The 19184-nt window shown below is 35.6% G+C and carries 19 protein-coding genes, 1 other RNA gene and 1 riboswitch; of the genes, 11 read left to right on the forward strand and 9 right to left on the reverse strand.

Features of this window, described 5'->3' with window-relative positions:
• Nucleotides 1-40 precede the first annotated feature (40 nt).
• Complete coding sequence (trmJ, locus tag ACGH46_RS00545; protein ID WP_411603780.1) at nucleotides 41-727, forward strand: tRNA (cytosine(32)/uridine(32)-2'-O)-methyltransferase TrmJ; 687 nt, start codon at nucleotides 41-43, stop codon at nucleotides 725-727.
• 46 nt (nucleotides 728-773) lie between these two features.
• Here trmJ and cysS read toward each other — a convergent pair whose 3' ends face one another.
• From cysS to mog, 5 genes are all read right to left on the reverse strand, one after another.
• A complete protein-coding gene (gene cysS, locus ACGH46_RS00550) occupies nucleotides 774-2165 on the reverse strand; it encodes a cysteine--tRNA ligase (RefSeq protein ID WP_411603452.1) in 1392 nt (463 codons plus the stop codon).
• Between the two features lie 282 nt (nucleotides 2166-2447).
• Nucleotides 2448-2690 (reverse strand): GlsB/YeaQ/YmgE family stress response membrane protein, encoded by a 243-nt coding sequence (locus ACGH46_RS00555; RefSeq protein ID WP_065558750.1) that lies wholly within the window; start codon nucleotides 2688-2690, stop codon nucleotides 2448-2450.
• 310 nt (nucleotides 2691-3000) lie between these two features.
• Nucleotides 3001-4362, reverse strand: a complete 1362-nt coding sequence (gene lysC, locus ACGH46_RS00560) for a lysine-sensitive aspartokinase 3 (protein WP_267359467.1) — start codon at nucleotides 4360-4362, stop codon at nucleotides 3001-3003.
• An 81-nt stretch (nucleotides 4363-4443) separates the two neighbouring features.
• Nucleotides 4444-4618: riboswitch (Lysine riboswitch) on the reverse strand.
• A gap of 110 nt (nucleotides 4619-4728) precedes the next feature.
• Entirely contained in the window at nucleotides 4729-5187 is a 459-nt protein-coding gene (argR, locus tag ACGH46_RS00565) for a transcriptional regulator ArgR (protein WP_065558748.1), read from the reverse strand.
• A gap of 205 nt (nucleotides 5188-5392) precedes the next feature.
• A complete protein-coding gene (gene mog, locus ACGH46_RS00570; RefSeq protein WP_267359471.1) occupies nucleotides 5393-5962 on the reverse strand; it encodes a molybdopterin adenylyltransferase in 570 nt (189 codons plus the stop codon).
• A gap of 232 nt (nucleotides 5963-6194) precedes the next feature.
• Between mog and ACGH46_RS00575 the strand changes: the two genes are divergently transcribed.
• Entirely contained in the window at nucleotides 6195-7139 is a 945-nt protein-coding gene (locus ACGH46_RS00575; protein WP_267349700.1) for an ABC transporter ATP-binding protein, read from the forward strand.
• Nucleotides 7132-7902, forward strand: a complete 771-nt coding sequence (locus ACGH46_RS00580) for an ABC transporter permease (RefSeq protein WP_411603455.1) — start codon at nucleotides 7132-7134, stop codon at nucleotides 7900-7902. The genes ACGH46_RS00575 and ACGH46_RS00580 overlap by 8 nt, the downstream gene beginning before the upstream one ends.
• Nucleotides 7903-8034: 132 nt before the next feature.
• Here the strand turns inward: ACGH46_RS00580 and accC are convergent, their stop codons facing one another.
• Both accC and accB read right to left on the reverse strand, forming a co-directional pair.
• Nucleotides 8035-9381 (reverse strand): acetyl-CoA carboxylase biotin carboxylase subunit, encoded by a 1347-nt coding sequence (accC, locus tag ACGH46_RS00585; protein WP_065558744.1) that lies wholly within the window; start codon nucleotides 9379-9381, stop codon nucleotides 8035-8037.
• Nucleotides 9382-9422: 41 nt separating this feature from the next.
• Nucleotides 9423-9887, reverse strand: a complete 465-nt coding sequence (gene accB / locus ACGH46_RS00590) for an acetyl-CoA carboxylase biotin carboxyl carrier protein (RefSeq protein WP_065558743.1) — start codon at nucleotides 9885-9887, stop codon at nucleotides 9423-9425.
• 363 nt (nucleotides 9888-10250) lie between these two features.
• Between accB and ACGH46_RS00595 the strand changes: the two genes are divergently transcribed.
• The 6 genes from ACGH46_RS00595 to ACGH46_RS00620 all read left to right on the forward strand — a co-directional run bounded on the left by ACGH46_RS00595 (nucleotide 10251) and on the right by ACGH46_RS00620 (nucleotide 16540).
• A complete protein-coding gene (locus ACGH46_RS00595) occupies nucleotides 10251-11294 on the forward strand; it encodes a rod shape-determining protein (protein WP_065558742.1) in 1044 nt (347 codons plus the stop codon).
• Between the two features lie 142 nt (nucleotides 11295-11436).
• A complete protein-coding gene (gene mreC / locus ACGH46_RS00600; RefSeq protein ID WP_411603458.1) occupies nucleotides 11437-12279 on the forward strand; it encodes a rod shape-determining protein MreC in 843 nt (280 codons plus the stop codon).
• Nucleotides 12266-12751: a rod shape-determining protein MreD gene (gene mreD, locus ACGH46_RS00605; RefSeq protein ID WP_267349693.1), complete on the forward strand. Its 486-nt coding sequence runs from the start codon at nucleotides 12266-12268 to the stop codon at nucleotides 12749-12751. Before mreC ends, mreD begins: the two co-directional genes overlap by 14 nt.
• Nucleotides 12752-12778: 27 nt before the next feature.
• Complete coding sequence (rng, locus tag ACGH46_RS00610) at nucleotides 12779-14254, forward strand: ribonuclease G (protein ID WP_267349692.1); 1476 nt, start codon at nucleotides 12779-12781, stop codon at nucleotides 14252-14254.
• A 94-nt stretch (nucleotides 14255-14348) separates the two neighbouring features.
• The gene (tldD, locus tag ACGH46_RS00615) at nucleotides 14349-15809 is read left to right on the forward strand and encodes a metalloprotease TldD (protein WP_411603460.1); all 1461 of its coding nucleotides are present in this window, start codon (nucleotides 14349-14351) and stop codon (nucleotides 15807-15809) included.
• A gap of 26 nt (nucleotides 15810-15835) precedes the next feature.
• Complete coding sequence (locus ACGH46_RS00620; protein WP_267349689.1) at nucleotides 15836-16540, forward strand: DedA family protein; 705 nt, start codon at nucleotides 15836-15838, stop codon at nucleotides 16538-16540.
• Here ACGH46_RS00620 and rnpB read toward each other — a convergent pair.
• Nucleotides 16535-16923, reverse strand: an RNA gene (rnpB, locus tag ACGH46_RS00625) — RNase P RNA component class A. The two genes, ACGH46_RS00620 and rnpB, sit on opposite strands and share 6 nt — an antisense overlap.
• A gap of 356 nt (nucleotides 16924-17279) precedes the next feature.
• Nucleotides 17280-17621, reverse strand: a complete 342-nt coding sequence (locus ACGH46_RS00630) for a helix-turn-helix domain-containing protein (RefSeq protein ID WP_411590973.1) — start codon at nucleotides 17619-17621, stop codon at nucleotides 17280-17282.
• A 177-nt stretch (nucleotides 17622-17798) separates the two neighbouring features.
• Between ACGH46_RS00630 and ACGH46_RS00635 the strand changes: the two genes are divergently transcribed.
• Together ACGH46_RS00635 and proQ are read left to right on the forward strand one after the other, a co-directional pair.
• Nucleotides 17799-18155 carry a DNA-binding protein gene (locus tag ACGH46_RS00635; RefSeq protein ID WP_065558735.1) on the forward strand — a complete coding sequence of 119 codons (357 nt, stop codon included), beginning with the start codon at nucleotides 17799-17801 and terminating at the stop codon, nucleotides 18153-18155.
• A gap of 63 nt (nucleotides 18156-18218) precedes the next feature.
• On the forward strand, nucleotides 18219-19181 hold the full coding sequence (gene proQ / locus ACGH46_RS00640) for an RNA chaperone ProQ (RefSeq protein WP_267380782.1): 963 nt from the start codon (nucleotides 18219-18221) through the stop codon (nucleotides 19179-19181).
• The last annotated feature ends 3 nt before the right edge of the window (nucleotides 19182-19184 follow it).

Below are 19184 nucleotides of genomic sequence, written 5' to 3' on the forward strand. Positions count from 1 at the left end.
CGTGAAGATTGTTTTAGTTGAAACTTCGCATACTGGTAATATGGGTTCAGCCGCTAGAGCAATGAAAACAATGGGATTAACGCATCTTTGTTTGGTTAACCCAGTAATAAAACCAGATTCTCAATCTATTTCTTTAGCAGCTGGAGCGAGTGATATTATAAAACAAGCCCAAATTTTTTCATCTTTGGATGAGGCGATTGCAGATTGTCGGTTAGTGATCGGGACTAGTGCTCGTCCTCGCAGTTTACAGTGGCCGAATTTAACACCAAAAGAGTGTGGCGATAAAATTATTCAAGAAGCATCTAATAATGATGCAAATGTTGCTTTGGTTTTTGGTCGTGAACGAGTGGGATTAACTAATGAGGAGTTGCAAAAGTGCCATTATCATGTTGGGATTCCTGCAAATCCAGCTTATAGCTCATTGAATTTGGCGATGTCAGTACAAGTGCTTTGTTATGAAATACGAATGTCGATGTTAAATATTGATTCTGTTTTAACTGAACAAGAGGCTGATATAAATAGTATTGAGTTTCCCAAAGATGAAGACATCGAACGTTTCTATCAGCATTTAGAACAAACTTTGTTGAAAACTGAATTTATTAATGCTAATCACCCCGGTCAAATTATGGGGCGCTTACGTCGGTTATTTACTCGCGCACGGATTGAACAACAAGAGTTAAATATTTTACGGGGTATTTTAACGTCAGTGGATAAAAAATTAAGATAGATGATTATCAACACCCATTTTTAAATGGGTGTTTTAACTTATATCATCAACTTTTTTTGCGCCAAGTCGTGCCATTCGCACCATCTTCAAGCACGATATTCATAGCATTTAGTTTATCTCGGGCTTCATCGGCTAACGCCCAATTTTTACTGGCGCGGGCTTCATTACGTTGTTGAATCAAAGCATCAATTAAGGTGCTATCAACATCGTCTTGTGATTCGCCTTGTAAAAATTTGACTGGATCTTGTTCTAATAAACCTAGAACAGCAGATAAATGGCGTAATTCGGCTGCCAATTCATTGGCATGCGCCATATCATTTTCCGCTTTTGCTTTATTAATTTCACGCGCGAGATCAAATAGTGTGGAATAGGCTTCAGGTGTATTAAAGTCATCATTCATTGCTTGACAGAACTGACGGTAATAATCACTGTCTGGTGTGGTATGAGGATGATTAGGATCGGTATCCCGTAAAGCTGTATATAAACGCTCTAGTGCCATTCTGGCTTGTTTTAGATTTTCTTCACTATAGTTGAGTTGACTGCGATAGTGACCTGACAATAAGAAATAGCGAACTGTTTCTGCATCATAATGCTTTAATACATCACGAATCGTGAAAAAGTTATTTAGTGATTTTGACATTTTTTCTTGGTCAATCATTACCATACCCGAATGCATCCAATAATTTACATATTGTCCATCATGGGCACAAGTTGATTGAGCAATTTCATTTTCGTGGTGTGGGAACATCAAATCAGACCCACCACCATGAATATCAAAATGATTACCCAATTGGTAGCTATTCATTGCTGAACATTCTATATGCCAACCAGGGCGACCTTTACCCCATGGTGAATCCCAACTTGGTTCGTTTGGTTTAGACATTTTCCATAACACAAAGTCCATTGGATTGCGTTTTACATCAACAACATCAACACGGGCACCCGCTTGTAGTTGTTCTAAATTTTGACGAGATAAAATACCATAATTAGGATCACTATCGACGGAAAACATTACATCGCCATTATCAGCAATATAAGCATGGTCTTTTTTTATTAACTCTTCAACCAATTCAATAATCTGTTGCATATGTTGAGTTGCACGAGGTTCAACGTCAGGACGTTTAATATTCAATGCATCAAAATCAGCATACATCTCTTGTAACATACGTTCGGTCAATTGTTCACAGGTTTCGCCATTTTCAAGGGCTCTTTTAATGATCTTATCATCAATATCGGTAATGTTACGGACATAAGTTAAGTCATAACCTAAAAAACGCAGATAACGAGAAACAACATCAAATGCGACAAAAGTGCGCCCATGACCAATATGACAAAGATCGTAAATCGTCACACCACAGACATAAAGTCCGATTTTATTGGGGGTAATGGAATGAAATACTTCTTTTTCTCGAGATAATGTATTGAATATTTTAAGCATTCTAGTTTACTATTTATTAATAAGTGATTTTGGAGATTAATATAACAAAAATCGCCATACGACGAAATTACTTATTAACATCTTTACAACGAAAATGAAAGGAATCTAATTTATGTCATTCGGTTTTTTGATGCTACAAGCATAGGTTTAAAAGTGGTGAGTATGGTAACTGATGCTAAACCAAAAAATAAAATTCATTGAATTATCGATAAGAATTATTTTGATAATTGCATTAATTAATTGGCGGAAGAAATCCGCCAATTTTGATTTGAAACGAATTTTTTATCTGAAAAGACGATAAAGATAGATTAATAAAATCGCCCCTAATACTGAGATAAACAAACTTGGGAAATTGAATCCAGTGACGCTTCCCCAGCCGAAGAAAGTACTTATATATCCTCCTACCAAGGCTCCCGCGATACCGAGTAGAATGGTTTTCACCACCCCAACACTGCCTAGAGGCATGAAAAATTTAGCAATCCAACCGGCAATTAATCCTAGAATAATCCAACTTATAATACCCATGATAATTTACCCTTATTTTGTTGTATTTAATGTTAGTTTACAGATGTAGTAAATTGAATTAAAAAAAGTAATACACTTTTTAAACGTATAAATTACTAATAACAAAACTGGATGAAGATTGATGACAATTGATAAATAGAGAACAGTTTTATGAACGTACGGCATAAAATAATTTAACTATATTCTATAATTTTTTTTATTAAATGTTTAGATATTTTATTAAGCTTTACAATTTATTTTTTAGCTTAGTATGGAATTTAGCTTGAACTAGCAGATAAAGAGGAAGAGATTATCTTCCTCATAGAGAATATTATTCAAAAATTGTTTTGTGGAGAATTTTAATGATGTCTTCCGCATCATTACTTCTTGATAATAAACAAAGGTTATGCGTGCTAGCACCGTAACAGCAAAGTCGAATGATAAAATCATCTAAGACACCAAAAACTTCTTTGGCTATACCTTTGGTTGAAGTCAGTTTATTACCAATAATGGCAATTAGAGCTAAATCTTCTTCAACATCGACATGGCAAAGTGTGGAAAGCTCATCAAATAGTGCTTTAGTTAATAAACTGGTGCCATTGGTGTTGGTTCCTGTCGTATCAATGGTTAATGCAATGCTGACTTCTGACGTTGTGACTAAATCAACTGAAATATTATGTTTAGCCAGTATAGTAAACACATTCGCTAAAAAGCCTTGTGCATGTAACATATTTAAACTAGTTAACGTAAGTAAGGTTTGTTTGCGGCGCAATGCTAATGCTCTAAATGATGGCAGATCGGATTTGATACTGTTGGTATTATAAACAATTGTTCCGCCTGCTTGTGGCGCTTTACTCGACCCGACAAATACTGGGATATTGCTTCGAACAGCTGGCACCAGTGTTGCAGGATGTAACACTTTAGCGCCAAATGTTGCCATTTCAGCCGCTTCAGCAAAAGAAATTTCGTCAATGCGTTTAGCGGATGGCGCAATTCGAGGATCAGTAGTATAGATACCTGCAACATCTGTCCAAATATCGATTTGTGTTGCATTTAATGCTTCACCAAGCAAAGCGGCAGTATAATCGCTACCTCCTCGACCTAAGGTAGTGGTTTTACCGGTGCTTTCAGAACCAATAAATCCTTGTGTAACAATAATGTTATTGGCATACAATGATTTTAAATGTGCACAACAGAGTTGTTTAATATCTTCAATTATTGGTGTGGCTTTACCAAACTTATTATCCGTCCGCATGACTTTACGCACATCGAACCATAACACATTTTTCTGTTTTTCTTTCAATATTTCTACAAAAAGTTTAGAAGACATAATTTCGCCATGACTGACAAGTTCGTCGGTTAGGGCGGATGATGTAGCGAGACTAGCGGCTTCTGATAAAGAGGCAATATTAGCAATTATCTGATCTATCTCAGCACGTAATGTAGGATTTTGAGGAAGTTGTTCTAAAATACTATATTGAATAGATTGAATTTTCGCGATGTGTTGTGCTCTTACTTCCGCATCTCGCCCTTCAGCTAAAGCTACTAATAAATTTGTAATACCTGCAGAGGCAGATAATACCACAACTTTGACATTCGGATTGGTGACAACGATATTTGCACTATTTACCATAGATTGGTAATCGGCAACACTGGTACCACCAAATTTAGCAATTACAAATGATGTTTCCATGAATTCCTCATATTAAAAATTATTATTTTTAACAGAGTTAGAGCGAGGTCATGACTTATTTACCGTTAAGGAAAATGAGTAAAACCCTGAAGCGCTCCACCTGTTAGGGTGACAACCCAAGGGATTCAGCCCTTGCAGTCGATCTAACTGAGTTCTGGATTATCAATTAAATCTCGGCATTACATCCCCTCAATCATTTATTAACGGTTCCAGCCCCTAAAATAATCTACCTGAGTAATGCGCCTCTTCGTTCTTGTGATTTAAATTACAAAATCAGTATGTATAGAATTAACGATTCTGTTAATTGTGTCAATAGGTTAAATATTAAAAATTCAAATAATAACAAAAAAGTTAACTGATCAGTTTTTATAATTCCTGTTCAAATAGCTCAAGAATAATTTGATATAATTTTTTCACCGTACATCCTTTCGTTGGTGTACTGAAAATTGTATCATCGCCAGCAATGGAACCTAAAATACCTTCTGATTTTCCGATTGAATCAAGTAATCTTGCGATAAGTTGCGCAGCGCCTGGGCTAGTTCGAATGACGACCATTGAACTATTATAATCAATGTCTAAAACCAAATTTTTTAATGGGCTGCTTGTCGTTGGAACACTGATTTCAGCGGGTAAACAATAAACCATTTCCGATTTGGCATTTCGTGTTCTCACGGCGCCAAATTTAGTTAACATTCTTGATACCTTAGATTGATTAATATTGTCAAAACCTTGCTCTTGAAGAGCTTGAACAATTTCAACTTGTGAACTGAATTTTTCTTGACTTAGCATCTCTTTAAATACGCGAGTGAAATCATCTTGTTTCATAGTGTTCCTTTGGATTAAATGTTTTACTGTTTTGACATTCAATTTTATTTATAAACATTGCTTAAAATTTTAAAATCAATCAGATATAACAATATAGAAGTCAGAAGTTATCTTTTATTGCACAAAAACTTTTATCGAATGGAGAAATAAAAGCAGTTTATTTTATTAGATAATTATGCATCAAAGTTGCATAAAACTAAAGTTTCTATTTTACAGGTTTATTCGGTCGAAAAGCTTTAACAACATGTTCATGTGTTTCGATGTATGGTCCTTCTAATAGCTCAATACAGTAAGGCACACTGGCAAAAATACCATTTACAATCACATTCCCAGCATTATCTTTCACACCTTCTAATGTTTCTTGAATAGATTTAGGTCTGCCAGGTAGATTCAGAATTAAACATTTGTTTCGTATTGCACCGATTTGTCTGGATAGAATTGCAGTGGGCACAAAATGCAAACTAATTTGACGCATTTGTTCACCAAAGCCAGGTAAAATACGATCGGCTATCGCTATTGTTGCATCGGGTGTGACGTCTCTTAAAGCTGGCCCTGTTCCGCCAGTTGTCAGTATTAAATCACAATGTAATTTATCCACCAAATCGCATAAGGTTTGTTCAATTAACGGTTGTTCATCAGGGATAATACGCGGTAGGGTTTCAAACGGGGTTTTTAATGTTTTTGTTAACCAGGTAATCAAAGATGGAATTCCTTCATCTTCATATACACCATTAAATGCACGGTCTGATACCGAAACCAACCCAATCTTAATCATAATATTCTTTCCTTACTTAATGATTTATTTTAACTTAACTTAGTTTAAGCGTTTGTGAGTTGATTTTAACAAACATTAATCTTTTTTATGTTTTGTTAATGGGGTGCCATATAATCAATTCAAATAATGCTAAAAAGCGCTTTACAATGAATAATTATATTGTCAATATTAATTCACATCAAATAGGATTTTATAGCAATTTAATTATAAAATATTCAATTAGGATACATCCATGTCATCTATTCCTGCACTTGAGTTAATTGAACTCAAAAAAATTTATAAAAATGGTGTAGAAGCATTAAAAGGTATTAATTTAACTGTACAAGCTGGTGATTTTTATGCACTGCTTGGGCCTAATGGTGCTGGAAAATCCACTACGATTGGAATCATAAGTTCTTTGGTTACCAAAACATCGGGTCAAGTTAAAATTTTTGGATTTGATTTAGATAAAGATATTGTCAACGCCAAAAGGCAGTTAGGGTTAGTGCCTCAAGAATTTAATTTCAATCAGTTTGAAGAAGTACTGCAAATTGTTGCAAACCAAGGTGGATATTACGGATTACCCCGTAAATTAGCACTTGAACGTGCTGAAAAATATTTACGTATTTTAGATCTTTGGGATAAGCGTAATAGCCGAGCAGGTATGTTATCAGGTGGCATGAAAAGACGACTCATGATAGCAAGAGCATTAGTTCATGAACCTAAATTATTAATTCTTGATGAACCAACGGCAGGGGTTGATATTGAATTACGACGTTCTATGTGGGATTTTTTAAGAGAAATCAATCGTCAGGGTATTACGATTATTTTGACCACACATTATTTAGAAGAAGCAGAAATGTTATGTCGGCATATTGGTATTATTCAACATGGTGAACTCATTGCTAATTCCTCTATGCGTGATTTACTGGCGAATAGTCAATCTGAAACGATTATTATCGATTATTTACCAACCAGTCAGCCTATAGTTTTAAACGATTACGCATTTACCAATGTAGAGCCAGGCGTGTTGGAAGTTAAAGTCGATAAACAGCATGGATTAAATCAATTGTTTGAGCAACTTAATCAACAACAAATCAAAGTTATCAGTATGCGCAATAAAACCAATCGACTTGAAGAGTTATTTGTTGATTTAGTGCGTAATGATACTCAAACAAAAGGAGCCGATAATGAATAACTTATACTGGATAGCCCTAAAAAGTATCTGGCGTAAAGAGGTGATACGATTTTTAAGAATTTGGATTCAAACCTTAATTCCTCCTGTTATAACTATGTCGCTTTACTTTATTATCTTTGGCAATTTAATTGGGTCACGAGTTGGCAATATGGGTGGTCATAGTTATATGGCATTTATTGTACCGGGATTAATTATGATGTCGGTAATTACCAACTCTTATACAAATGTTTGTTCATCATTTTTTAGTGCTAAATTTCAACGTAATATCGAAGAACTTTTAGTTGCACCTGTTCCAACACATATCTTAATTTGGGGATTTGTTGGTGGTGGCGTTATTCGAGGTATTTTAACTGGTGCTTTAGTGACAATGGTATCCCTTTTTTTTGTGACTTATGAAGTTCATTCTTGGGTATTCGTTATTTTCACACTACTATTAACTTCAATACTATTCTCGTTAGCTGGACTGTTAAATGCAGTTTATGCTAAAACATTTGATGATATTAGTATTGTGCCAACATTTGTGTTAACGCCGTTAACTTATCTTGGGGGGGTATTTTATTCAATCACGTTACTGCCAACATTTTGGCAATGGGTATCTAAATTAAATCCTATTGTCTATATGATTAATGGTTTTCGTTATGGTTTTCTTGGTACCACAGATGTATCACTATGGATCACTTTTTCAATGCTTATCTTGTTTGTGGTGATTTTATATATCGCTGTGTGGCGTTTGGTTGAGAGTGGTAAAGGATTAAGAAGTTAAGCAGTAAAAATAACACCGCCGACATAAGTCGGCGGATAAGTATAACCGTTAAGTTTATGTTAATGATTGGACAAATCAAGCAATTAACACGCTAAAATAACAATATTATTGTCGAGATTAGACATTAATGGACTACTCATAAATACCTAGTTTTTTCTCTAAGTAATGGATATTTGTTCCACCTTTTTGGAAGTTTTTATCATTCATAATTTCAATGTGAAGATCAATATTGGTTTTGATACCATCGATAACGAGTTCAGCTAACGCATTTTTCATACGAGCGATCGCCACTTCACGAGTTTCACCATAGGCAATTAATTTACCAATCATTGAATCATAATATGGTGGTACGGTATAACCAGCGTAGATATGAGATTCCCAACGAATACCAAACCCACCCGGCGCATGAAAACGAGTAATTTTACCCGGTGATGGCATAAATGTTTTTGGATCTTCTGCGTTAATTCTACACTCAATCGCGTGACCTTTAATATGAATATCACTCTGTTTGATTGAAAGTGGTTTGCCAGCGGCAATTAAAATTTGTTCTCGAATCAAATCAACGCCAGTTATCATTTCAGTTACAGGATGTTCTACTTGAATACGCGTGTTCATTTCAATGAAGTAAAACTCGCCATCTTCAAATAAAAACTCAAATGTACCTGCGCCACGATAACCAATCTCAATACAAGCATTAACGCAACGTTCCCCGATAAATTTACGCATTTTAGGCGTAATACCAACAGCAGGAGCTTCTTCTACCACTTTTTGGTGACGTCTTTGCATTGAACAATCGCGCTCACCTAAATAAACTGCATTACCTTGACCATCAGAAAGCACTTGTATTTCAATATGACGTGGATTTTCAAGGAATTTTTCCATATAAACCATATCATTATTGAAGGCTGTTTTGGCTTCTAATTTGGTCATTTTAATGGATTGTTCTAGATCTTTTTCATCACGAACAATACGCATACCACGACCACCACCGCCACCTGAGGCTTTAATAATGACGGGATAACCTATTTTTTTGGCTATCTGTTTATTTGTATCAATATTATTGCTCAATGGACCATCAGAACCAGGTACACAAGGCACACCTGCTTTTTTCATGGCTTCAATCGCAGATACTTTATCACCCATTAAACGAATCGTGTCTGGTTTTGGACCGACAAAAATAAAACCAGAACGTTCAACTTGCTCTGCAAAATCAGCATTTTCTGATAAGAATCCATATCCAGGATGAATCGCAGCTGCACCGGTAACTTCGGCCGCTGAAATTAATGCCGGTATATTAAGATAGCTTTTGGCAGACGCTGCAGGACCGATACAGACAGTTTCATCTGCAAGTAAGACATGTTTTAAATCTTTATCTGCCAAAGAATGAACAGCAACAGTTTTAATGCCAAGTTCTTTACATGCACGTAATATACGTAGCGCAATTTCACCGCGATTAGCAATAAGAATTTTATCAAGCATATTCAATCTCTTAATCGTAAAAATTAATTAATAAATTCTGATTATTCAATAATGAATAATGGTTGATCAAATTCAACGGGTTGACCATTTTCAACTAAAATAGCTTTAATAGTCCCAGCTTTTTCTGATTCAATTTGATTCATCATTTTCATCGCTTCGACAATGCAAAGTACATCGCCCACATTCACTGTTTGCCCAACTTCAACAAACGCTTTTGATTCAGGGCTAGGTGTACGATAAAAAGTACCAACCATTGGGGATTTTATTGTTGTTCCAGAAACAGCAACAGGCTCGACTTCATTAGCCACTTCTCCATTAGAAGAAGCTGATGTTACTACAACAGGAGCAGCTTGAGGAATTTGAATATTTTGCACAGGCGCAGAATAGCTTGTTGTTGCCACTGAACGGCTAATACGTACTGATTCTTCACCTTCAGAGATTTCAAGTTCTGAAATACCTGACTCTTCAACTAACTCAATTAATTTTTTAATTTTGCGTATATCCATGAATTACACCGTGTTTATTTGATATAAGTAACAATTAATTAATGCATCCTTAATATCTTAAAAGAAATCTTTTAACGTGATAATAAGGCAGTAACTCAACATTAACGCCGCAGGATACACTGTAAAATATAATTTGTCATTATATATCTCCTTTACAATCTATTGCTATACTATTTTCTAGGTATTATTTTATAATTGCGATACAATATTATAACTCAATTATTATTGAGGCTTGCTATGGAATTGACAGACTAAATAAGATATTATTTTGACCGATTTTACAAGAAAATTATATTTTATAATTAGCTTGCTTCAAACTCTAAATATACTTAAACAAGATTAATTCTAGGAAAAGTTTTTATTATGTTCAAAAAAGTTCGCGGCTTGTTTTCAAATGATTTATCTATTGATTTAGGTACAGCCAATACACTTATTTATGTAAAAGGGCAAGGGATCGTATTAAACGAACCTTCCGTTGTTGCCATTCGACAAGATCGTTCTGGAACACCGAAAAGTGTTGCTGCTGTCGGACAGGCTGCGAAACAGATGTTAGGGCGTACTCCAGGTAATATTGCAGCTATTAGACCAATGAAAGATGGTGTTATCGCTGACTTTTCTGTCACAGAAAAAATGTTACAGTATTTTATTCGCCAAGTGCACAGCCATAGCTTTTTAAGGCCTAGCCCGCGTGTTCTTGTTTGTGTGCCTGTTGGGGCAACACAGGTTGAACGTCGTGCTATTCGGGAATCGGCATTAGGGGCAGGTGCCCGTGAAGTCTATTTAATTGAAGAACCAATGGCAGCCGCTATCGGTGCAGACTTACCCGTCTCGTCACCAACGGGATCGATGGTGGTTGATATCGGCGGCGGAACAACAGAAGTTGCGGTGATTTCCCTTAATGGTGTGGTTTATTCTGCTTCTGCTCGAATAGGTGGTGACCGATTTGATGAAGCTATTATCAACTATGTTCGTCGTAATTATGGTGCTCTCATTGGAGAAGCAACAGCCGAAAAAATTAAACATTTCATTGGTAGCGCTTATCCGGGCGATGAAGTTCTTGAGATTGAAGTTCGTGGTCGAAATTTAGCAGAAGGTGTTCCTCGTAGCTTTACGTTGAACTCGAATGAAATTTTAGAAGCGTTACAAGAACCATTAAGTGGTATCGTGAGTGCTGTCAAGGTCGCTTTAGAGCAGTGTCCGCCAGAGCTTGCTTCTGATATTTCTGAACATGGTATGGTATTAACAGGTGGTGGTGCGTTATTACGTAATATCGATAAATTGTTAGCCGCTGAAACGGGTATCCATGTTGTTGTCGCTGAAGATCCGCTTACTTGTGTAGCACGAGGCGGAGGAAAAGCACTGGATATGGTTGACATGCATGGTGGTGATCTTTTCAGTGAAGATTAAGATTTGTCTTAGTTACCATTTCATTTAGTGCAATAAAGTGGTAAATTATTCAATATCATACTTTCTTATCCGTCGACATTGTCGACGGAGTCACATCTTTGTATCAATAGCGCTTAAGTATATAACAGGTAAGTATTGAACAATGAAATTACTTTTTTCTAATCGTTCACCGCTTAGTGTGCAACTATTTATTTCTATGGCACTTGCTTTAATTTTAATAGTTTTTGATGTTAATTATCGTCCATTTAAAGAAATTCGATATTATCTTGATACTATTATTTCGCCACTTTATTACATTTCTAATTCACCGGCAGCATCGTATGATTCACTCTATGAAATGTCGAAATCCAGAGAAGAATTAGTCAATGAAAACGAAAGATTATCTGAAGAATTATTAAATAAAAAAGCTGATCTGCTACTACTTGCACATTTAAGACACGAAAATAATCGATTACGGGAATTATTGAAAGCACCTTTATGGCATGAAGAGCATAAAATGGCTGCTCAAGTTTTATTAGCTGATACTAATCCTTACGCTTATCAGATCGTTATCAATAAAGGGCAACATGAAGGAGTATATGTTGGGCAACCTGTGATTGATGAAAAAGGTATTGTTGGACAGATTTATGAGACAGCTAAAAACACGAGTCGAGCTATTTTAGTTTGTGATTTTCAACATGCCATACCTGTTCAAGTGCAAAGAAATGATATTGCTATGGTTGCTGTCGGTAATGGATGTAATAATGATTTAACACTCGATTTTTTACCGAATAATGTTGATATTAAAGTTGGTGATGTTCTTGTCACATCGGGGCTAGATGGTCGATTTCCAGAAGGCTATCCTGTTGCGGTAGTAAGTTCAGTTAAAATTGATATCAGTGATTCATCACCCATTATTTCAGCTACTCCGACTGCTGATTTAAAACGACTACGTTATCTATTACTATTATGGGGCGATCAAGGAGAACAACATGAAAAACCCTAGAGGAATACTGGTTATTTGGATAACGTTATTTTTAGGTTTATGTTTACAAATTATACCTTGGACGCCATCTTATAATATATACAAGCCACATGTACTAATGCTCTTTTTAGCTTATTGGTTAATTGCGCTTCCGCATCGTGTTGGTATAGGGACAGCATTTATTCTAGGCATTATTATGGATCTCTTTTCCGGTACGATAATCGGTATCCATGCATTTATTTTTTCTATTATTGCTTATTTACTGATTTTTAAATACCAGTTGATACGTAATTTAGCATTATGGCAACAATGCTTTATTATTTTTGGCATATCAATTTGTTATAATTTATTGATGTTTTTATTTCAGGTCAGTATTTATCATACTATAACAATGTCCCCATTAAATTTACTATCAAGCTTTGTTGACGGAGTATTATGGATAGTAATTTACCTATTTTTACGACTAGTGAGACGGAGCTTTGCGATCAATTAATTAGCGATCTATTTAACAGGAATCTTTATGTCAGTTGAACTATTAATGAACGTAACACCTTCTGAAACTCGTGTCGCTTATATTGAAGATGGTGTATTACAAGAAATTCATGTCGATCGTGAATCTCGGCGTGGTATTGTTGGAAATATCTACAAAGGTAAAGTGATCCGCATTTTACCTGGCATGCAAGCAGCATTTGTTGATATTGGTCTTGAAAAAGCAGCCTTTTTACATGCTTCAGACATTATGCCTCATACGGAATGTGTATCGGATACTGAGCAAGAGCAATTTCAAGTTAAAGATATTTCTGAACTTGTTCGCCAAGGACAAGACTTGATGGTACAAGTCGTTAAAGATCCGTTGGGAACTAAAGGGGCAAGGTTAACTACAGATATTACATTGCCTTCTCGTTATTTAGTATTAATGCCCGGTCCAAACTCAGCTCACGTGGCGACTTCTCAACGTATTGAAAGTGAAGAAGAACGAGATAGACTTAAAAAAATTGTTGAACAGTATGTTACCGATCAAGGTGGTTTTATTGTTCGTACGGCAGCTGAAGGTGCAAGTGCGCATGAATTAGAACAAGATGCTAATTTTCTAAAACGACTGTGGTCAAAAATACAAGAGCGTATGGCTAGGCCAATCAGTAAAAATCTGGTTTACGGAGAATTACAACTTTCTCAGCGTGTATTACGTGATTTTGTTGGCGATCCTATTGAGCGCATTTTGGTTGATTCAAAATTAACGTATGATTTATTAGTTGAATTTACGCAAGAATTCATGCCTGAAGTTACTGATAAACTAACGCACTATCGAGGTAGTGCGCCAATATTTGATCTCTATGATACAGAAAACGAAATTCAACGAGCACTGGATCGTAAAGTTAAATTAAAATCAGGTGGTTATTTAATTATCGATCAAACCGAAGCCATGACGACAATTGATATTAATACAGGCGCATTTGTTGGGCATCGCAATCTTGAAGAGACAATTTTTAATACGAATATCGAAGCAACTATTGCTATTGCGCGTCAATTACGATTACGTAATTTAGGTGGTATTATTATTATCGATTTTATCGATATGCAAGAAGATGTCCATCGAGAACGAGTGCTCCAATCACTACAAGATTTTTTAGCCAAAGATAGAGCAAGAACGACCGTAAATTCATTTTCGACTTTAGGCTTAGTGGAAATGACGCGTAAACGTACTCGTGAAAGTTTGGGGCACATTTTATGTGAAGAGTGTCCAGCCTGTAAAGGTCGCGGTATCGTCAAATCCGTAGAAACCGTATGCAATGAAATATTGCGTGAAATTGTCCGTGTTCATAAAGCACATCGTTCTGAATACTTATTGGTTTATGCGTCTGCAGCGGTTGCCAATGCTTTAAATAATGATGAATCACATGCTTTAGCAGAAGTGAAAGTGTTTGTTGGTAAACGTGTTGAAGTCAAAGTTGAACCGCTTTATATTCAAGAACAATATGATGTGGTATTAATGTAAAGCTTCAAAGCCTTGAGATATTAAAAATTAACAATATATTGATAATAAGTGAACTTTAAAAATTATTAAAGTTGAAATATTAATTAAGGAATCTATGATTGTAACTGAAGTAAGTGAACGACTACTTTGTCCAAATAACCTAAATCATTCAGATATTATGCGTTTATTGGATATGTTAGGTTCAAGAAAAATTGATTATGGCGATTTGTACTTTTTATCGGGCTTTTATGAAAGTTGGGCAATCGAAGATGGTATTATCAAAAATGCTTCTTATCATCGTGATCAAGGTGTGGGGGTTAGAGCTATCATTGGCGAAAAAACAGGGTTTGCCTATACCGATCAACTTACTTTAAATCGCTTAGAGCAGAGTGTCTTGGCGGCAAATTCCATTACAACTTTACAAACGCCAATTAAAATTACCCCCCTTAAAACATTGGAAAATAGCTTAAAATATCCGTCAATTAATCCAATTAATGGCTTTTATCAAGATCAAAAGATAGCCTTATTAAGGCAAGTCGATCAGTTAGCACGTGCGCTTGATTCACGAGTTACAGAAGTCTCGGCGAGTTTGACTGGCAGTTATGAAGATATCCTTATTGCGGCTACTGATGGGACTTATTGTGCCGATATCAGACCATTAGTCAGATTATCCGTTTCTGTTCTTGTCGAGCAAGATGGCAAGCGTGAACGTGGTAGTAGTGGCGGTGGTGGTCGTTTTGGTTATGACTACTTTTTAACTATTCACCCTAAAACAGGGGAAAGCATTGCCGATAGCTACACACGTGAAGCCGTACGCCAAGCATTAGTTTCACTATCTGCTAAACCAGCACCAGCAGGAACAATGCCAGTTGTTCTTGGCGCAGGTTGGCCAGGTGTCTTATTACATGAAGCGGTGGGGCATGGCTTAGAAGGTGACTTTAATCGTAAAAATAGCTCTGTATTTTCAGGAAAAATAGGTGAAAAAGTCACTTCAGAACTTTGTACTATAGTGGATGACGGTACAATGGAAAATCGACGCGGTTCACTTTCTATTGATGACGAAGGAACGCCAAGTCAAAAAACAGTACTGATAGAAAATGGCATTTTAAAAGGCTATATGTTTGATAAACTCAATGCAAAATTGATGAATACTCAATCTACAGGTAATGGACGCCGTGAAAGCTATGATTGTCTTCCGATGCCTCGAATGACGAATACCTATATGTTATCAGGCAAGTCAACGTTCGATGAAATTATCAGTAGTGTTGATTATGGTTTATATGCACCAAATTTTGCTGGCGGTCAAGTTGATATAACCTCTGGTAAATTTGTTTTCTCCACATCAGAAGCGTATTTAATCGAAAAAGGCAAAATAACGACGCCGGTAAAAGGGGCAACATTAATTGGTTCCGGTATCGAAACCATGCAACAAATATCAATGGTCGGGAATAATCTTGAATTAGATTCTGGTGTGGGTGCTTGTGGTAAAGCAGGGCAGAGTGTACCGGTAGGTGTTGGGCAACCAACTTTGAAAGTGAATAATTTAACTGTAGGTGGTACTATTAATCACCAATAACTTAGATGAATAGGATTTTAAAATAGATGGAAACAATCATTACTCTTTATCAAGCTTTTATTAATATGGATGTTGCAACACTATCAAATCCAAATGTCTTATGGACATTATATGGTATGTTATTTGTCATCATATTGTTAGAAAATGGCGTCTTACCGGCAGCTTTTTTACCGGGTGACAGCTTGCTCTTTTTAACTGGTGTGCTAATTAGTCTTGATGTTTTCCATTTCGGGTTAATCAATGTCATCTTAATTGCAGCAGCAGCCCTGGGAACTTGGTTAGGTTATTTACAAGGGCTTTGGCTTGGTAATACCAAAATTGTAAAAGGTTGGATGGAACACCTGCCTGAAAAATATCACCGTAAATCCGAAGTTTTATTCCATAAATATGGATTACAAGCGTTGTTTATCGGTCGATTTATTGCTTTTGTACGAACATTATTACCGATGATGGCTGGATTATCCAATCTACATAGTAGAAAATTTCATATTTATAATTGGATTAGTGCAACGTTATGGATTTTCTTGATTGTGACTTTAGGTTATCTATTCGGTTTGTCGCCGATTTTTAAAACCTATGAGAAGCAGATCATGTCACTTTTAATGTTAATTCCTGTATTGTTATTGCTTTTAGGTTTGATCTTCTCTATTTGGCTGGCGTTAAAACGTTGGTTAAACAAAAAGAAACAAGTGCATGTCGCTGAAATTGAGAATCAAAAAGAAGAAAATTGAAATTAACCGATAAGCCGGGTTCTGTCGTGGACAATCATTCCTCTAGGCTAATACTCACGCATTAGCTCAAGCAGTCTACCCGGATTCAACGCGGGCCGCGCCAATGAATCCCTATTTGACCTTGCTCCGAGTGGAGTTTACCGTGCCACAACTGTTACCAGTTGCGCGGTGCGCTCTTACCGCACCCTTTCACCCTTACCTGATCTTAACTATAAGCCATCGGCGGTATACTCTCTGTTGCACTAGTCGTAAATTTTAGCTCACGCCAAAATTCCCCAGGCGTTACCTGGCACTCTGCCCTATGGAGCCCGGACTTTCCTCCCCTCTGTTTGTCTCCTCTTTTACAAGGACTACAACAAAGCAGCGATTGTCTGGTTAATTTCGCAGATTAGTATAGCGTAAAGTATCATTTTGTCTAGCACAGCATCATGATTTTAGCATCACTAATAAGAATATCTGTTTAAAAGAATGGTTTTTAAACTCAATTAAACTATTTTTTATCTCTAGTTTTACTAAATTAAAAATAATGATGCAACTTGCGAAGTCACAATAAAAGATTGAGTAATCATATATTCCCTAATTCATTCACTAATTAAACTAAAAAACTATTTTTAAACAAAATAAGAAGTCACTTAAAATTAATATAGTTTAATAATTTAATTTTGTTGAAAATATCAGTCAATACATAAAATTTAGAAACAAATGAACTTAATCTTTATATATTTCATTGAAATATTTCTTAAGTTTCCTGATTATTTTTATTTATTTTTTCTATCATTTCTTCTATCATTTCTTGATTTAAACCGGATGATTCAAAATTTAATTTCTTTTCATAAACAACACGCTTAATTGGCTGATTTGTTTTTGCATCAATATAACGACTAGGCCAAATTTCGGCCGGATCTAAATCAAGGGCTTTAGCAATGATAAATTCCCCTTTTGTCCATGGTCGAACAAGCGCATTACCAAGAGTTGACGAACTAAAACCCGATCGGCGTGATAATTCAGATAGTGTTGTCCCTTTCTTTTTTAGTGCAGCTATAATATCAGCGTGATGCCAATCGCTGAATTTTATTTCCATTTTTTGTTCCCTCTTAGTTTATAACTTATTTTATCTATGCTATGCTCTAAAATTACTGAAACGAGTAATTTCATTATTCAAGTTAATTTGCAATAATAACTCGTTTCTTATTTAGTATAACAAGATTTCTTTAATTTCTGTATTTTTTTCTGGTTATTTAAAATTAGGATGGTTAAAATGAAAGAATGGTTCTCATCTAAAGAGCTGTCAAGCATTGCAGGGATGCCTACAACAATACAAGGTATTAATCGAAAAGCAAGAGCTGAAAAATGGACTGCACGTAAACGTTCAGGTGTTCGAGGTAAAGCTGTCGAATATCATATTGGAAGTTTACCGTCAGATGTCAAAAAAGCATTATATATTGAGGAAGAGAGTGCAAGCTATGTAATTTCACCCATTGAACCTCTTCAACTTTGGATGACTGCTTTTGAACAATTGACACCCGATGAGCAATCGATTGTCTCTTCATGGCTAATGCGAAATGGTATAAAAGATTTCATCAGTTTCATCAATAAACAAAATAAAGAAGATTAGTGTTATTAATTTAGCTGATATATACTTTAGCGCTTACAAAATTTAGTTATTACGGAAAAGTAAATGGGAAAACAATTTCAATTAACAACAAATGACGAAATTATTGCTTATTTAGTTAAGCAATTTCCAGATTCTTTTGCGTTCGGGAGTAATGTCAAACCTTTAAAAAAGGGCATTGTTCACGACATTATTTCCCGATTAAATGAAAACCCTAAATTAAGCTTAGCTAAACTCAATGATGCGTTAGATTTCTACATGAATAGTCAGCATTATTTAGAAAGTATAAAAATTGGGGTTTATCGGATCGATTTAGACGGTAATCCCCATGAAATCATAACTCAGGAACAGATGGATCTTGCTAAGCAACAACTAATAGAAAGTAAAGAAAAAACGATAGAATCCTTTAAAGAACAACCCAAAGTAAACAATAACGCAATTCATTCACAACCCAACAGTTTAATTATTACGGCAGAACAGATGGAAAAACAGTTTCAATTGACAAATAGTAAAGAAATTATTGTATATTTAGCCCAACAATTTCCTAATTGTTTTACTATTGAGGGCGAAGCAAAACCCTTGAAAATCGGCATATTTCAGGACATACTTTCACGTCTTGATGGAAACCAAGAATTAAGCAAAACGAAACTACGTGTTGCCTTACGTGTTTATACCAATAATTGGCGTTACTTATATAGTATAAAAGTTGGCTCGCATCGTGTTGATTTAGATGGTAATCTCAATGAAGTCATTACCCAAGAACAGATGGATTATGCACAACAACAGCTTAAAGAGAGCAAAAGTAAAGCTAAAGAGCACTTTAAAAAACAAAACAAATCGAAACCTAAAAGAGCTTATACTCCACCTAAAAAAAATAGAGTTTTAAAAATTGGTGATTTTGTTAAGGTTACGATGGGCAATAAACCATTAAAAGTGCAGATCATTGATATTGAAAAAGAACATATCAAAGTGAAGGTTGGTTCAGGTATGCAACTAACAGTTAAACCAGAGCACATAATTAATCAATAGAGA

The sequence above is a fragment of the Gilliamella sp. CG22 genome, from assembly GCF_046635725.1.
GTDB lineage: Bacteria > Pseudomonadota > Gammaproteobacteria > Enterobacterales > Orbaceae > Gilliamella > Gilliamella apicola_I.

Excerpts from the sequence above, each read along its gene's own strand:
- accB (WP_065558743.1), bottom strand. The coding sequence starts at position 9,887 with ATGGATATACGCAAAATTAAAAAATTAATTGAGTTAGTTGAAGAGTCA.
- cysS (WP_411603452.1), bottom strand. The coding sequence starts at position 2,165 with ATGCTTAAAATATTCAATACATTATCTCGAGAAAAAGAAGTATTTCAT.
- mreC (WP_411603458.1), top strand. The coding sequence starts at position 11,437 with ATGAAATTACTTTTTTCTAATCGTTCACCGCTTAGTGTGCAACTATTT.
- lysC (WP_267359467.1), bottom strand. The coding sequence starts at position 4,362 with ATGGAAACATCATTTGTAATTGCTAAATTTGGTGGTACCAGTGTTGCC.
- mog (WP_267359471.1), bottom strand. The coding sequence starts at position 5,962 with ATGATTAAGATTGGGTTGGTTTCGGTATCAGACCGTGCATTTAATGGT.
- proQ (WP_267380782.1), top strand. The coding sequence starts at position 18,219 with ATGGGAAAACAATTTCAATTAACAACAAATGACGAAATTATTGCTTAT.
- accC (WP_065558744.1), bottom strand. The coding sequence starts at position 9,381 with ATGCTTGATAAAATTCTTATTGCTAATCGCGGTGAAATTGCGCTACGT.
- mreD (WP_267349693.1), top strand. The coding sequence starts at position 12,266 with ATGAAAAACCCTAGAGGAATACTGGTTATTTGGATAACGTTATTTTTA.
- ACGH46_RS00580 (WP_411603455.1), top strand. The coding sequence starts at position 7,132 with ATGAATAACTTATACTGGATAGCCCTAAAAAGTATCTGGCGTAAAGAG.
- trmJ (WP_411603780.1), top strand. The coding sequence starts at position 41 with ATGGGTTCAGCCGCTAGAGCAATGAAAACAATGGGATTAACGCATCTT.
- ACGH46_RS00620 (WP_267349689.1), top strand. The coding sequence starts at position 15,836 with ATGGAAACAATCATTACTCTTTATCAAGCTTTTATTAATATGGATGTT.
- tldD (WP_411603460.1), top strand. The coding sequence starts at position 14,349 with ATGATTGTAACTGAAGTAAGTGAACGACTACTTTGTCCAAATAACCTA.
- ACGH46_RS00630 (WP_411590973.1), bottom strand. The coding sequence starts at position 17,621 with ATGGAAATAAAATTCAGCGATTGGCATCACGCTGATATTATAGCTGCA.
- ACGH46_RS00595 (WP_065558742.1), top strand. The coding sequence starts at position 10,251 with ATGTTCAAAAAAGTTCGCGGCTTGTTTTCAAATGATTTATCTATTGAT.
- rng (WP_267349692.1), top strand. The coding sequence starts at position 12,779 with ATGTCAGTTGAACTATTAATGAACGTAACACCTTCTGAAACTCGTGTC.
- argR (WP_065558748.1), bottom strand. The coding sequence starts at position 5,187 with ATGAAACAAGATGATTTCACTCGCGTATTTAAAGAGATGCTAAGTCAA.
- ACGH46_RS00635 (WP_065558735.1), top strand. The coding sequence starts at position 17,799 with ATGAAAGAATGGTTCTCATCTAAAGAGCTGTCAAGCATTGCAGGGATG.
- ACGH46_RS00575 (WP_267349700.1), top strand. The coding sequence starts at position 6,195 with ATGTCATCTATTCCTGCACTTGAGTTAATTGAACTCAAAAAAATTTAT.
- ACGH46_RS00555 (WP_065558750.1), bottom strand. The coding sequence starts at position 2,690 with ATGGGTATTATAAGTTGGATTATTCTAGGATTAATTGCCGGTTGGATT.